We start from the raw sequence: 12500 nt of genomic DNA, 5'->3' as shown, positions 1-12500 counted from the left end.
GGCGCCCGGGGGCCGCGCGGCGGGGGCCGCATACGGCTCCTGGCATCCGGAAAGAATTCAGAGCGGACCGCGCTGTCCGACCGACTCCAAGGATAGGTGTCCATGCGGACGCGCAGACTCTCGGGCTCTTGCCGCCGGGCGACGCACTGCCATACTTACGACGCCGTAGGTTACGTAGCCGTAGGGACCGATGTAACGGAACCTGGGAACAGTTCCTGCGACCCGGCACCTGCCACAACCCTCGAACCCCACAGGGGACGCCCATGACCACGAGCTCCGATGTGATCGAAGACGCCCCGAAGGCGAACGACGACACCACTCCCTCAGCCACGCTCGGCGGTGAGAAGAAGGGATCGCTCGAGCAGTTCGCCCTCCTCCTCTTCATCGTCGTCCCGTTCCTGGCGCTCGGCGCCGCGGTGCCGCTGGCCTGGGGCTGGGGCGTGAGCTGGCTCGACCTCGGTCTGCTGGTCTTCTTCTACTTCTTCGCCTGCCACGGCGTCACGATCGGCTACCACCGCTACTTCACCCACGGCTCCTTCAAGGCGAAGCGCCCGCTGCGCATCGCGCTCGCCATCGCCGGCTCGATGGCGGTGGAGGGCCCGCTGGTCCGCTGGGTCGCGGACCACCGCAAGCACCACAAGTTCTCCGATGCGGAGGGTGACCCGCACTCCCCGTGGCGTTACGGCGAGACGGTCCCGGCCCTGATGAAGGGCCTGTGGTGGGCGCACATCGGCTGGATGTTCGACGAGGAGCGCACTTCGCAGGAGAAGTACGCGCCGGATCTGATCAAGGACACCGCGATCCGGACGATCTCCCGTCAGTTCATCTGGTGGACGATCCTGTCGCTGGCGCTGCCGGCGCTGATCGGCGGTCTGGTGACGATGTCCTGGTGGGGCGCGTTCACGGGCTTCTTCTGGGGCTCGCTCGTGCGGGTGGCGCTGCTGCACCACGTGACGTGGTCGATCAACTCGATCTGCCACGCGGTCGGCAAGCGGCCCTTCAAGTCGCGTGACATGTCCGGCAACGTCTGGTGGCTGGCGGTCCTGTCCTGCGGTGAGTCCTGGCACAACCTGCACCACGCGGACCCGACGTCGGCGCGGCACGGTGTGGAGCGCGGGCAGATCGACTCCTCGGCGCGGATCATCCGCTGGTGCGAGCAGCTCGGCCTGGCCTACGACGTGCGCTGGCCGTCACGCTCGCGTATCGATTCCCGCCGGAACACCGGGGAAGGCGACTCCCGGCGCCGGAAGGAGCCCGCGAAGGCGGCATGATTGACGGAATGGCGACCGACTCCAGCAGCAACACCGGCCACGAGAAGCAGCGGCGGGCGCGCCGTACCCGGATGACCGGTGCGGAGCGCCGCCAGCAGTTGCTGGAGATCGGTCGGACCCTGTTCGCCGCGAAGGGCTTCGAGGGCACGTCGGTCGAGGAGATCGCGGCGAAGGCCGGGGTGTCCAAGCCGGTGGTGTACGAGCACTTCGGCGGCAAGGAGGGGCTGTACGCGGTGGTGGTGGACCGCGAGATGCGGCGGCTGCTGGACATGGTGACCAGCTCGCTGACGGCCGGCCACCCGCGTGAACTGTGCGAGCAGGCGGCGTTCGCTCTTCTGGATTACATCGAGGAGTACACGGACGGCTTCCGCATCCTGGTTCGTGACTCGCCCATCCCGCAGTCGACGGGATCCTTCGCCTCGCTGATCTCAGACATCGCGACCCAGGTGGAGGACATCCTGGGCCGCGAGTTCAAGAACCGCGGCTTCGACTCCAAGCTGGCCCCGCTGTATGCGCAGGCCCTGGTCGGGATGGTCGCCCTGACCGGCCAGTGGTGGCTGGACGTCCGCCGCCCGAAGAAGGCGGAAGTCGCCGCCCACCTGGTGAATCTGGCGTGGCACGGGCTGGACGGGCTGGAGCCGAAGCCGCGGCTGATAGGGCACCGCAAGAGCTGACACGCTCCGCGGTGCCGGCGCACTCAGCGCTTGAGGGTCAGGCTGAGCGCTTGACGCGCTCAGTGCTTGAAGGTGTCCTTCCCCTTCTCCTTCGCCTGGCGCGCGTCGCCCTTCATCTGGTCGGCCTTGCCTTCGGCGGTCATTCGCTCGTTGCCGGCCATGCGACCCATCGCTTCCTTGGCCTTGCCCTTGAGCTGTTCCTTCTTGGCCCGGCTCTTCTCTTCCTTCGCCACGTTCCTCACTCCCGTAAGGCTCGACGTCGGTTTCACCGCAGCGGGTGACCCGTCACGGGGCCCTCAAACAGGGGTCCCCGGCCTCACGGCGATCGGCTCCAGGAACTCCAGCCGGTTGCCCACGGGGTCGTACGAGTAGAACCGACGGTGCCCCGGCAGGTCGTCGTCCCAGGTCACGGCCGTTCCCCGGGCCGCCAGCCGGGCGGCGTACGCCTCGATGCCGGTGACCCGCAGCCCGGGGTGGGCCTTCTTCGCGGGCCGGAAGTCCGTCTCGATACCGAGGTGCAGCTGCACCGGCCCGGCCTGGAACCAGCAGCCTCCGCGTGCGGCGAGCACGGGCGGCTTGGAAATCTCGGCCATCCCGAGGACGCCCGCGTAGTACGCCCGTAGCCCGTCCTCCGAGCCGGGTGGCGCCGCGAGCTGGACATGGTCGACGGCAGTGATCATCAGGCTCCCCTGCGTGCCACGGCGAAGATCCGCCGGAACGGGAAGGGCGTGCCGTGGGCGCCCGGCGGATAGGCCTCGCGCAGGGCCTCCCGGTAGTCGTGCAGGAAGGCCTCCCGCCGGTCGGGAGCGTCAGCGAGGGCGGTCAGGACGGGGCGCAGCCCGGTGCCCTTCACCCAGTCGAGGACGGGGTCGTCGCCGGTGAGGAGATGGATGTACGTCGTCTCCCACACGTCCGCCGTGCAGTCGAGGTCGGCCAGGCGGGCGAGGTAGTCCCGCGGGGTGAGGACGGCGTCGGTGTGGCGCAGGGTGTCGGAGAGGCCGTGGCGATGGGCGAGGTCGCGCATCAGACGGTGGCTGGGGGCGTCGAAGTTGCCGGGGACCTGAAAGGCGAAGGTGCCGCCGGGGCGCAGGCCCCGCACCCAGTCGCCGAAGCGGTCCGCGTGCCCCGGCACCCACTGCAGCGTGGCATTGCTGACGATCAGGTCGTACGGCTCACCCGGCGTCCACGTCCGTACATCGGCGTGGGCGAAGTCGAGGCGGCCTCCACCGGCTGTCGGCCCTTCGTACTCGACGTGGGCCTTGTCGAGCATCTCGGCGGAGTTGTCGTGACCGGTGATGTGCGCGGTGGGCCAGCGTTCGGCGAGCACGGCGGTGACGTTGCCGGGGCCGCAGCCGAGGTCGGCGATGCGGGGCCGCTCGCCCGGGAGATCGGGGATGCGGGCGAGGAGGTCGGTGAAGGGGCGGGCGCGGTGGTCGGCGTGGCGCAGGTACTGGGCGGGGTCCCAGGTGGGGATGGCGGCAGCGGACATGGCGGGGTCTCCTGTCTGTCGCTTCTGTCGTCTCCAGCCTGCCCCGCAAAGTATCTTGACGTCAAGAGACTTCACGTCGACACAACCACTACACTGATCGTCATGGAGGACGAGGTCGATCGGCTGGTCGCAGCATGGCGCCGGGAGCGCCCGGACCTCGACGTGGAACCGCTCGAGGTGCTCAGCCGGGTGAGCAGACTGGCCCGGCATCTGGACCGCGCACGCCGGCTGGCCTTCTCCGAGCACAGCCTGGAGCCCTGGGAGTTCGACGTCCTGACCGCGCTCAGGCGCGCGGGGACCCCGTATCAGCTCTCACCGGGGCAGTTGCTGACGCAGACCCTGGTCACCTCGGGCACGATGACGAACCGCATCGACCGGCTGGCCAAGAAGGGCCTGGTGGAGCGCCTCCCCGACCCCAGCGACCGGCGCGGCGTCCTGGTCCGCCTTACGGACGAGGGCCGCGACCGCGCGGACCAGGCCCTTGCCGGGCTGCTGGACCAGGAGCGCGCGATCCTCGCGGAGCTGTCGCGTGCACAGCGGGGGGAACTGGCGGGGCTGCTGCGTCAGCTGACGGCGCCGTTCGACAACATCCCTGGGTGAACGCTCCCACTGGGAAAGCCGGATGGGTAGTGCCGGGTTGTGTCGTTCGTTGTCTGCGGCGCCGTTGTGGCTGGTCGCGCCCACGCGGCGGTAGCCGCAAATCGACACAGCCCCGCGCCCCTGACAGGGGCGCTGCCGCTCGGCCCCGTTGATCAGGCACCGCTGATCAGGCGCTGCTGCTTTCCTCCGGCAGGATTCGAGCGGCTGGTCCCAAGTCGACCGGGCCGACCCCCGCTCGCCTCGCGAGCGCCACCGCGGCCAGTGTGGAGTGGACGCCCAGCTTGCCGAGGACGTTCTGCATATGGGTGCGGACGGTGTGCGGGGAGAGATACAGGCGCTCGGCGACGGCCTTGCGCCCCAGTCCCGCCACCATGCACCGCAGGACCTCCCGTTCGCGCGGGGTCAGTGACTCCACCAGCCGCTCGCTCTCGGTGCGGTGCTTGCGCGCGGCCGTCAGCTCCCGCAGAACACCCGTGAGCAGGGCGGGCGGCAGATGCGTCTCGTCGCGCAGCACCCCGCGGATGACGGTGAGCAGCCGGGACAGTGAGCAGTCCTTGGCGACCCACCCGGAGGCCCCGGCCTGCAGGGCGAGCGCGGCGCGGCGCGGATCGTCCTTCTCGGCGAGGACGACGATCCGTACCGCAGGCTGCGCGGAGCGGACGCCGACGACCAGCGAGATGCCGTCGACGAGCCCGTCCTCGCCCACCTCCTGAACGGGCATGGCGGGCCGGACGCCCGGCACGTTGCCGCCCAGATCGGCGTCCACCAGCAGCACGTCGTACCGGCGCCCCTCGGCGGCCGCGCGCTCCAGGCTGCGCAGCGCGGCAGGACCGCTGCCGGCGGCGGAGACGTCGACGTCGGGCTCGGCCGCCAGCGCGGCGGCGAGTGACTCGGCGAAGATGCGATGGTCGTCGACGACCAGGACTCGGATGCGAACCACGAAACCCCCTTCCCCAAGCTCCCGAAGAGCAGGGGATACCCCATCGTCATGAGGACGACACCGGGAGACGAACACCGTCGCGGGCGCGGCGCCCGAAGCGTGGATGGCCGCACGGCCGCCGCCGTGCAGAGACTGTTACCCCCACTTCGGGCGTCGTACCCGACCTGTCTCGCCCCCTGATCAGCACCGGCCCCCACCGGTGCTGTCCATCAGAGTACGGGCGGGGGGCAGGAGCGGAAGGTAATTTGCAGAACTGGTTGGCCGACGCGTTTATGGTGAGCCGCATGTTTCGTCTGGAGACAGAAGTCGACAAATCTCGCCAGGATCTGCTCCGTCGGCGACTGCGGGACACCAACACCGCGGCCTCCCCCATCCTGCGCGCCCTGCGCGGAACCCCAGGTGAACGCGAACATCCGCTCCAGGTCTGGGCGTTGGACGACTCGGGCGCCGTGGCCGGCGGGCTCGTCGGCCACACCTGGACCACCTGGCTCCACGTCACCTACCTCTGGGTCGACGAACGCCACCGCGGTGCCCGCCTCGGTTCACAGTTGCTCGCAACTGCAGAGCGCCTGGCCCACGACGAACGGGGCTGCACGGCGGCCCGCCTGGAGACATGGGACTTCCAGGCGCCGGAGTTCTACCGCAAACGCGGGTACGACGTGGTGTGCGTGATCCCCGACTATCCGCCGGGGATCACGGAGTACACCCTCACCAAACGGCTGGGGTGAGCAGGTCAGCGCACCCGCCGCGCGCCCGCCGCCGGCACCGCCTCGAACACCCGCGGTGCCGTGAAGGCGGCGGCGGCGAACGCCTCCTCGACGGCCTTGGTGACGGTCTCGACGTCGGCCGCCTCGGCCAGCACGATCGCCGAGCCGCCGAAGCCGCCGCCGGTCATGCGAGCGCCCAGGGCGCCGCCGGCCAGGGCGGTGTCCACGACCAGGTCCAGCTCGGGGCAGGAGATGCGGAAGTCGTCGCGCAGTGAGGCGTGGCCCGCCGTCAGGACCGGGCCGATCGCGCGGGTCTCACCCCTCTCCAGCAGGGCGACGACCTGCTCGACGCGCTGGTCCTCGGTGACGACGTGGCGCACCAGCCGGCGCACCTCCTCGTCGTCGCCGAGCCGGTCGAGCGCCGCGTCCAGCTCGTCGTACGCCACGTCCCTGAGCGCGTCCACGCCCAGCAGCGCCGCGCCCTTCTCGCAGCCCGCGCGCCGCTTGCCGTACTCGCCCTCGCTGTGGGAGTGCTTGACCTGGGTGTCGACGACGAGCAGACGCATGCCCTCGGCGGCCAGGTCGAAGGGGATCTGCTTCTGGGAGAGGTCGCGGGTGTCGAGGAACAGGGCGTGCCCGGCCTCGCAGCAGGCGGACGCCGTCTGGTCCATGATGCCGACGGGGGCGCCGACGTAGACGTTCTCCGCGCGCTGGCACAGGCGGGCCAGCTGCCAGCCCTTCAGACCGAGGTCGTAGAGGTCGTTCAGGGCGAGCGCCACGACGACCTCCAGCGCCGCCGACGACGACAGGCCCGCGCCCGCCGGGACCGTCGAGGCCAGGTGGATGTCGGCGCCGGGCACCGCGTGGCCGGCCTGGCGCAGCGCCCAGAGCACACCCGACGGGTACGCCGTCCAGTTCCGGTCGGACTCGGGCTCCAGCTTCTCGACGCGCAGTTCCACGACGCCGCCCTCGACGTCCGCCGAGTGCAGCCGCAGGACGCCGTCCGTGCGCCGTGAGACCGCGGCGACCGCGGTGTGCGGCAGCGCGAACGGCATGACGAAGCCGTCGTTGTAGTCGGTGTGCTCGCCGATCAGGTTGACCCGGCCCGGCGCGGCCCACACCCCCTCCGGCTCCGCCCCGTACAGCTCCCTGAACCGCTCGGCGACCGCGGCTGCCGTGTCGACGCTCATCCCCTGACCCTGACCTTCCCTGCTGCTGCATCCGACTGCCGCTGCGCGGCGGGGGCCGAAGCGGCCGGTGAGTTGACCGGCCGGACAGCCGTGGAACGTACGGCCGTGCTTACCGGCCGTAGAACTTAGCCTGCGCTCCGCTGGGCGAACTCCCACGCGTCGGCGACGATCCCCGCGAGGTCCGCGCGGGACGGGTTCCAGCCGAGCCGCTCGCGGGCGGTGTCGGCGGAGGCGACCAGGATCGCCGGGTCGCCGCCCCGGCGCGGGGCCACGACCTCGGGGATCGGGTGCCCGGTGACCTGGCGGACGGTCTCGACGACCTCGCGGACGGAGAAGCCGTTGCCGTTGCCGAGGTTGCAGATGAGGTGCTCGCCCGGCTTGGCGGCCCTGAGCGCCAGCAGGTGGGCGTCGGCGAGGTCGGCGACGTGGATGTAGTCGCGCACGCAGGTGCCGTCCGGCGTCGGGTAGTCGTCGCCGAAGACGGAGATCGCGTCGCGCCGGCCCTGGGCGACCTGGAGGACGAGCGGGATGAGGTGCGACTCGGGGTCGTGGCGCTCGCCGCAGTCTCCGTAGGCACCCGCCACGTTGAAGTACCTGAGGGACACGGCGCCGAGTCCGTGTGCCGCCGCCTCGCCGCTGATCATGTGGTCGACGGCGAGCTTGGAGGCGCCGTACGGGTTCGTGGGCTGCGTCGGGGCCGACTCGACGATCGGCACCTCCTCGGGCTCGCCGTAGGTGGCGGCGGTGGAGGAGAAGACGAGCTTGCGCACGCCGGCGTCACGCATCGCGCCGAGCAGCGCCATGGTGCCGCCGACGTTGTTGTCCCAGTACTTCTCCGGCTTGACGACCGACTCGCCGACCTGCGAGAACGCGGCGAAGTGCAGCACGGCGTCGAAGGAGGAGTCCAGCCACTTGGCGGCGTCGCGGATGTCGCCCTCGATGAAGGAAGCCCCGGCCGGCACGCCCTCGCGGAACCCGGTCGAGAGGTTGTCGAGGACGACGACCTCGTCTCCCGCCTCCAGCAGATGCTGGGCGACCACGCTGCCCACATAGCCGGCGCCACCGGTGACCAGGTACTTCCCACTCATGAACTCGCTACCTCTCGCAGTCGCTCGGCCGCGCGCTCCGGCGGCACGTCGTTGATGAACACGTTCATGCCGGATTCGGAACCCGCGAGAAACTTCAGCTTGCCGGAAGTGCGGCGGACGGTGAAAAGCTCGAGGTGAAGAGCGAAGTCCTCACGCACCACGCCCTCGAATTCCTCCAGTGTGCCGAACGGCGCCTGATGCCAGGCGGCGATGTACGGCGTCGGAGGCTCACCCGCGGAGTTCGCCCCTCCATCCCGTCCGTCGAAGATCCGGTCGAAGCGCCTCAAGAGTTCCAGATAAACCTTGGGGAACTCTGAGCGCGCCTCCTCGTCGAGCGCGAGCAGATCGGGCACCCGGCGCTTCGGGTACAGGTGGACCTCGTACGGCCAGTGCGCGGCATACGGCACGAAGGCCGCCCAGTGTTCACTCTCCAGGACGACCCGCCGGTCGGCGAGTTCACGCTCCAGGACGGCGTCGAAGAGGTTCCCCCCGCCGGTGGCGTCCTTGTGGGCGGCCAGCGAACGCAGCATCAGGGCGGTGCGCGGGGTGGTGAAGGGGTAGGCGTAGATCTGCCCGTGGGGGTGGCCGAGGGTGACACCGATCTCGGCGCCGCGGTTCTCGAAGCAGAACACCTGCTCGACGGAGGGCAGCACCGACAGCTCGGAGGTCCGGTCGGTCCAGGCGTCCAGGACCAGCCGGGCCTGCTCCTCGGTGAGGTCGGCGAAGGAGGCGTTGTGGTCGGAGGTGAAGCAGACGACCTCGCAGCGCCCGGAGTCACCGGCGAGCGAGGGGAAACGGTTCTCGAAGACCACGACGTCGTACGACGAGTCGGGGATCTCGCTCAGCCGCTCACCCTGCGAAGGGCACAGCGGGCACTCGTCGGCCGGCGGGTGATAGGTCCGCCCCTGCCGATGCGAGGCGATGGCGACCGCGTCCCCGAGCAGTGCGTCCCGGCGGACCTCGGACGTGGTGACGGTCCGGTCCAGCGGCCGCCGGTCGACGGCGTCCCGCACGGTGTCGTCGCGCAGGTCGTAATAGACGAGCTCACGACCGTCGGCCAGGCGGGTCGAGGTCTTCTTCACGCTGGACTCCTCCATCAAACATAACTAAACACAGAGAAACACAACTCACCACCTCAGTCAACATCACAATCAAACAAAGACCATCATCTGACGTGTTCAATTACTGAACACGGCGGCGTAGGTTCCGCTCTGTATCGGTTCGCGCAACGAAGCGAGTACTCATGCAAACCCCCACACATTCCCCCACCTACCTCGCCGCCGAGCTACGGCTCCCCACGAACTGGCTCGACTACACGCTGCTGGGCATCTACTTCGTCGTCGTGCTGGGCATCGGCTTCGCCGCCCGCCGCTCGGTGAAGACCAGCCTCGACTTCTTCCTCTCCGGCCGCTCCCTGCCCGCCTGGGTCACCGGCCTCGCCTTCATCTCCGCCAACCTGGCCGCCACCGAGATCCTCGGCATGGCCGCCAACAGTGCGCAGTACGGCGCGTACACCGTCCACTGGTACTGGATCGGCGCCATCCCGGCCATGGTCTTCCTCGGCCTGGTGATGATGCCCTTCTACTACGGCAGCAAGGTCCGCTCGGTCCCCGAGTTCCTGTTGCTGCGCTTCGACCGGGCGGCGCATCTGCTCAGTTCGATCCTGTTCGCCTTCGCCGCGATCCTGATCGCCGGGGTGAACCTCTACGCCCTGGCGATCGTGGTCGAGGCCCTGCTGGGCTGGCCCCAATGGGTCGCGATCGTCGTGGCGGGCTTCTTCGTCCTGGCGTACATCACCCTCGGCGGACTGTCCTCAGCGATCTACAACGAAGTCCTGCAGTTCTTCGTGATCCTGGCGGCCCTGATCCCCATCACCATCCTGTCCCTGAAGAAGGTGGGCGGCTGGGACGGCCTGACGGACACCCTGAACAAGTCCCACGGCGACGACTTCGTCACCGCCTGGGGCGGCACCGGCATCGGCGACGCCAACCCGCTGGGCGCGAACTGGCTGACGATCGTCCTGGGCCTCGGCTTCGTGCTGTCCTTCGGCTACTGGACGACGAACTTCGCGGAGGTCCAGCGGGCGCTGTCGGCCAAGAACCTCTCGGCGGCCCAGCGCACTCCGCTCATCGCGGCGTTCCCGAAGATCTTCATCGTGTTCCTGGTGATGATCCCGGGTCTCGCGGCGGCGGCCCTGGTCCCCGGCTTCGGCACCGAGGAGTCGGGCTATCAGTACAACGACGCCATCCCGTACCTGATGGAGGGCCTGCTGCCGAACGGCGTCCTCGGCATCGCGGTGACCGGCCTCCTCGCCGCCTTCATGGCGGGCATGGCGGCGAACGTGTCCTCCTTCAACACGGTGTTCACGACCGACATCTGGGCGCGGTACGTGGTCACGGACCGCGAGGACGGCTACTACGTCCGCTTCGGCCGCCTCATCACCGCGATCGGGGTGCTGGCGTCGATCGGCACGGCGTTCCTGGCGTCGTCCTTCTCCAACATCATGAGTTACCTCCAGACCCTCTTCTCCTTCTTCAACGTGCCGATGTTCGTGGTCTTCATCATCGGCATGTTCTGGAAGCGGGCGTCGATGAAGTCGGGCTTCTGGGGCCTGCTCGCCGGCACGACGGCGGCGATGGTCAACTACTTCGTCCTCTACAAGCAGGACATCATCTCGATCCCCTCCGACCAGGGCGCGAACTTCGTCTCCGCGATCGCGGGCTTCGTGGCCGGCGGGGTCGTCATGGTGGCCGTCTCCCTCTTCACGGCCCCCAAGCCGACGGAGGAACTCCAGGGCCTGGTCTACGGCACCCGCTCGCCCGGCATGGCCGAGCCGCCGGCGCCGGGGGACGAGGCGTGGTACCGCAAACCGGCGTTGCTGGGCTGGGGCGCGGTGGTCCTCGCTGCGGCCTGCTACATCCCGTTCTCCTTCTGACGACGGAGGTCCGAGACTCATGACCGACCACCACTCCGAACGCCCCGGCTCCTCCGAGAAGGACCTGCTGCGACAAGTAACGGACCTGGAGGGCAAGTCCACGACGGCCGCCCGGCTCTTCGACATCCGGCGCATCATCGGCGGCCTCTTCGTGCTCTACGGCGTCATCGTCACGATCACCGGCCTCACCGACGACGACGCCGCGATCGACAAGGCGCAGGGGATCAACATCAACCTCTGGACCGGGCTCGGGATGCTGCTGCTGGGCCTGTTCTTCCTGGCCTGGCTGAAGCTACGGCCTGCGGCGCCGCCACCTCCGAAGACCTCACCGGAGGACGAGCCGGCCCCGTAACGCCGCCCCCGGCGGGGGCGACCCCCAACTCCTCGCCCCCGCCGCCCCTACCCGTCCCGTACCTGGGGGGCTGCCTCCCCCAGACCCCCGCTATCGGCCCTGAACGGGCCTCGTCCTCAAACGCCGGACGGGCTGAATGACCCTGGCCGGCGCCGACAAGTGACCGGCGGAGTAGCCGTGCCGGTGGCGCACCCCCGGCACGGCCCCGACCCGCCACGCACCCGCAGGCGCTACGCGAACCCCCACCGGAACAGCCACAGGCCGCCGCAGGCATCGCGCCCGTCACACACCACCCTCCCCCGCCCGATCCAACAACCCCGTCCGCGCCGCCAAGGCAGCCGCCTCAAGCCTCGACCCGACGCCGAGTTTCATCAGCACCCGTTGGACATGGGTGCGCGCAGTAGACGGTGCGATGCCCATGCCCGCAGCGATCAGCCGGGTGTCCTCGCCGTCCGCGACGCGGACCAGGACCTCGACCTCCCGGGGCGTGAGCATGGACAGCAACCGCTGCCCCTCGTCGTCCGGTTGCGCCGCAGGGTTGAGCAACTCGCTGAACGCCCCCTGCAGCAGCTGCGGCGCCACCGCCGCCTCCCCCGCCCTGGCCTTCATGATCGCCCGCTCGACACCCTCTATCCGTTCGTCATGACGCACATAGCCGGAGGCCCCCGCCGCGAACGCCGCAGCGATCCCCCGCGGGCTGGGCACCGGCCCCAGCACCAGCACAGCCACCTGCGGCCGCTCCCGCTTGATCCTCACCACCGGATCGAACATCCCCGGCTCCGCAGGCGTCGCGGTCCCCAGCAGGCACACCTCAGGCGCCCGCGTGATCACCAGCTCCGCCGCCCCCGCGGCCGGCGCCGCCGCGGCCAGCACCCGGTGCCCCCTCAGCTTCAACGCCGAAGCCAGCGCCTCCGCGAGCAATCGGTGGTCGTCGACCACCATGAGCCGCACTCCCATCGAGCAACCCCCCAAGTCCCCCAAGTCCCCCGGTCCCCAGCCCCCAATGGAATCCCGGTGAACGTGCACGCCCCCTACGGAGCCCACCGTGGATACCCACTGGCCGCGCGGACAGGAGCCCCCTCCCGGCTCCCCCGCCCTTCATGCCCCCGGAAGCTACACGCTTGTTCGACGTTACGCTCCCCCTACTGGTGAGAAGTGCCCCGGAACGGCGGATTTTCTGGCTTTCCCCGCATTCGAGGACGATGAGACGGTACGACGGTACGCACACGGCCCCGCTCCTGAACAGGAACGGGG

The 12500-nt window shown here is 69.7% G+C and carries 14 protein-coding genes; 6 read left to right on the top strand and 8 right to left on the bottom strand.

The window, feature by feature from the left end:
• Positions 1 to 263: 263 nt before the first annotated feature.
• Together ACZ7L5_RS40020 and ACZ7L5_RS40015 are read left to right on the top strand one after the other, a co-directional pair.
• Complete coding sequence (locus ACZ7L5_RS40020) at positions 264 to 1271, top strand: acyl-CoA desaturase (RefSeq protein ID WP_471523430.1); 1008 nt, start codon at positions 264 to 266, stop codon at positions 1269 to 1271.
• Positions 1268 to 1945 carry a TetR/AcrR family transcriptional regulator gene (locus ACZ7L5_RS40015; protein WP_363039608.1) on the top strand — a complete coding sequence of 226 codons (678 nt, stop codon included), beginning with the start codon at positions 1268 to 1270 and terminating at the stop codon, positions 1943 to 1945. Before ACZ7L5_RS40020 ends, ACZ7L5_RS40015 begins: the two co-directional genes overlap by 4 nt.
• A gap of 59 nt (positions 1946 to 2004) precedes the next feature.
• Here ACZ7L5_RS40015 and ACZ7L5_RS40010 read toward each other — a convergent pair whose 3' ends face one another.
• The 3 genes from ACZ7L5_RS40010 to ACZ7L5_RS40000 all read right to left on the bottom strand — a co-directional run bounded on the left by ACZ7L5_RS40010 (position 2005) and on the right by ACZ7L5_RS40000 (position 3434).
• On the bottom strand, positions 2005 to 2178 hold the full coding sequence (locus ACZ7L5_RS40010; RefSeq protein ID WP_328881128.1) for a CsbD family protein: 174 nt from the start codon (positions 2176 to 2178) through the stop codon (positions 2005 to 2007).
• 63 nt (positions 2179 to 2241) lie between these two features.
• Complete coding sequence (locus ACZ7L5_RS40005) at positions 2242 to 2625, bottom strand: VOC family protein (RefSeq protein ID WP_471523428.1); 384 nt, start codon at positions 2623 to 2625, stop codon at positions 2242 to 2244.
• The gene (locus ACZ7L5_RS40000; RefSeq protein WP_471523426.1) at positions 2625 to 3434 is read right to left on the bottom strand and encodes a trans-aconitate 2-methyltransferase; all 810 of its coding nucleotides are present in this window, start codon (positions 3432 to 3434) and stop codon (positions 2625 to 2627) included. The genes ACZ7L5_RS40005 and ACZ7L5_RS40000 overlap by 1 nt, the downstream gene beginning before the upstream one ends.
• A gap of 102 nt (positions 3435 to 3536) precedes the next feature.
• On the opposite strand from ACZ7L5_RS40000, the gene tamR reads away from it, so the two are divergent.
• Positions 3537 to 4034, top strand: a complete 498-nt coding sequence (gene tamR, locus ACZ7L5_RS39995) for a MarR family transcriptional regulator TamR (protein WP_059196100.1) — start codon at positions 3537 to 3539, stop codon at positions 4032 to 4034.
• Between the two features lie 166 nt (positions 4035 to 4200).
• Here tamR and ACZ7L5_RS39990 read toward each other — a convergent pair whose 3' ends face one another.
• Positions 4201 to 4974 carry a response regulator transcription factor gene (locus ACZ7L5_RS39990; RefSeq protein ID WP_362384653.1) on the bottom strand — a complete coding sequence of 258 codons (774 nt, stop codon included), beginning with the start codon at positions 4972 to 4974 and terminating at the stop codon, positions 4201 to 4203.
• A gap of 272 nt (positions 4975 to 5246) precedes the next feature.
• On the opposite strand from ACZ7L5_RS39990, the gene ACZ7L5_RS39985 reads away from it, so the two are divergent.
• Entirely contained in the window at positions 5247 to 5702 is a 456-nt protein-coding gene (locus ACZ7L5_RS39985) for a GNAT family N-acetyltransferase (RefSeq protein ID WP_363049979.1), read from the top strand.
• Between the two features lie 5 nt (positions 5703 to 5707).
• Here the strand turns inward: ACZ7L5_RS39985 and galK are convergent, their stop codons facing one another.
• The 3 genes from galK to galT form a co-directional block, all read right to left on the bottom strand.
• Entirely contained in the window at positions 5708 to 6871 is a 1164-nt protein-coding gene (gene galK / locus ACZ7L5_RS39980) for a galactokinase (protein WP_471523424.1), read from the bottom strand.
• Between the two features lie 125 nt (positions 6872 to 6996).
• Complete coding sequence (gene galE / locus ACZ7L5_RS39975; RefSeq protein WP_471523422.1) at positions 6997 to 7959, bottom strand: UDP-glucose 4-epimerase GalE; 963 nt, start codon at positions 7957 to 7959, stop codon at positions 6997 to 6999.
• Positions 7956 to 9041, bottom strand: coding sequence for a galactose-1-phosphate uridylyltransferase (gene galT, locus ACZ7L5_RS39970; protein WP_471523420.1), 1086 nt, complete (start codon positions 9039 to 9041; stop codon positions 7956 to 7958). The genes galE and galT overlap by 4 nt, the downstream gene beginning before the upstream one ends.
• A gap of 161 nt (positions 9042 to 9202) precedes the next feature.
• On the opposite strand from galT, the gene ACZ7L5_RS39965 reads away from it, so the two are divergent.
• Together ACZ7L5_RS39965 and ACZ7L5_RS39960 are read left to right on the top strand one after the other, a co-directional pair.
• Positions 9203 to 10894: a sodium:solute symporter family protein gene (locus ACZ7L5_RS39965; RefSeq protein ID WP_471523418.1), complete on the top strand. Its 1692-nt coding sequence runs from the start codon at positions 9203 to 9205 to the stop codon at positions 10892 to 10894.
• 19 nt (positions 10895 to 10913) lie between these two features.
• Positions 10914 to 11246 (top strand): hypothetical protein, encoded by a 333-nt coding sequence (locus ACZ7L5_RS39960; protein WP_328881120.1) that lies wholly within the window; start codon positions 10914 to 10916, stop codon positions 11244 to 11246.
• Between the two features lie 282 nt (positions 11247 to 11528).
• Here ACZ7L5_RS39960 and ACZ7L5_RS39955 read toward each other — a convergent pair whose 3' ends face one another.
• Positions 11529 to 12203 carry a helix-turn-helix transcriptional regulator gene (locus ACZ7L5_RS39955; RefSeq protein ID WP_328881119.1) on the bottom strand — a complete coding sequence of 225 codons (675 nt, stop codon included), beginning with the start codon at positions 12201 to 12203 and terminating at the stop codon, positions 11529 to 11531.
• Positions 12204 to 12500: the final 297 nt, after the last annotated feature.

The organism is Streptomyces sp. NPDC107528 (assembly GCF_055639295.1).
Note: the sequence above shows the minus strand (reverse complement) of the source record. Positions and strands in the feature narration are given on the sequence as shown.

What these genes read in the sequence shown, in the direction of transcription:
- ACZ7L5_RS40000 (WP_471523426.1), bottom strand. Translation starts at nt 3,434, where the DNA reads ATGTCCGCTGCCGCCATCCCCACCTGGGACCCCGCCCAGTACCTGCGC.
- tamR (WP_059196100.1), top strand. Translation starts at nt 3,537, where the DNA reads ATGGAGGACGAGGTCGATCGGCTGGTCGCAGCATGGCGCCGGGAGCGC.
- ACZ7L5_RS39955 (WP_328881119.1), bottom strand. Translation starts at nt 12,203, where the DNA reads ATGGGAGTGCGGCTCATGGTGGTCGACGACCACCGATTGCTCGCGGAG.
- ACZ7L5_RS40020 (WP_471523430.1), top strand. Translation starts at nt 264, where the DNA reads ATGACCACGAGCTCCGATGTGATCGAAGACGCCCCGAAGGCGAACGAC.
- galE (WP_471523422.1), bottom strand. Translation starts at nt 7,959, where the DNA reads ATGAGTGGGAAGTACCTGGTCACCGGTGGCGCCGGCTATGTGGGCAGC.
- ACZ7L5_RS39960 (WP_328881120.1), top strand. Translation starts at nt 10,914, where the DNA reads ATGACCGACCACCACTCCGAACGCCCCGGCTCCTCCGAGAAGGACCTG.
- ACZ7L5_RS39965 (WP_471523418.1), top strand. Translation starts at nt 9,203, where the DNA reads ATGCAAACCCCCACACATTCCCCCACCTACCTCGCCGCCGAGCTACGG.
- ACZ7L5_RS39985 (WP_363049979.1), top strand. Translation starts at nt 5,247, where the DNA reads ATGGTGAGCCGCATGTTTCGTCTGGAGACAGAAGTCGACAAATCTCGC.
- galK (WP_471523424.1), bottom strand. Translation starts at nt 6,871, where the DNA reads ATGAGCGTCGACACGGCAGCCGCGGTCGCCGAGCGGTTCAGGGAGCTG.
- ACZ7L5_RS40005 (WP_471523428.1), bottom strand. Translation starts at nt 2,625, where the DNA reads ATGATCACTGCCGTCGACCATGTCCAGCTCGCGGCGCCACCCGGCTCG.
- ACZ7L5_RS40015 (WP_363039608.1), top strand. Translation starts at nt 1,268, where the DNA reads ATGATTGACGGAATGGCGACCGACTCCAGCAGCAACACCGGCCACGAG.